This is a genomic window from Halomonas sp. SIMBA_159 (assembly GCF_046536035.1).
Classification (GTDB): domain Bacteria; phylum Pseudomonadota; class Gammaproteobacteria; order Pseudomonadales; family Halomonadaceae; genus Vreelandella; species Vreelandella venusta_A.
This window is the reverse complement of the sequence record NZ_JAWJBT010001774.1, coordinates 1-231: the sequence shown is the minus strand read 5'-3', so window position 1 is coordinate 231 and position 231 is coordinate 1. Positions and strand designations below refer to the sequence as shown.

Here is a 231-nt window from a genome sequence, read left to right as displayed (position 1 = left end):
GGAGGCGATCCTGCTCCAGTCCGAGATCCTGGAGCTCGCGGCCAATCCGGACCGCACCGCCGAGGGCGTGGTCGTCGAGGCGAAGATCGAGAAGGGCCGCGGCGCCGTCGCCACGGTGCTGGTCCGACGCGGCACGCTGAAGGTCGGCGACATCTTCGTCACCGGCGCCGAATGGGGCCGCGTGCGCGCGCTGGTCAACGACCGCGGCGACAACATCCAGGAAGCCGGCCC

The 231-nt window shown here is 71.9% G+C and carries 1 protein-coding gene; it reads left to right on the top strand.

All coding sequences use genetic code 11. The features are described 5' to 3' along the window. On the top strand, window positions 1-231 hold a 231-nt coding region (locus R0J87_RS25300; RefSeq protein ID WP_498889774.1), incomplete at both ends, for a hypothetical protein.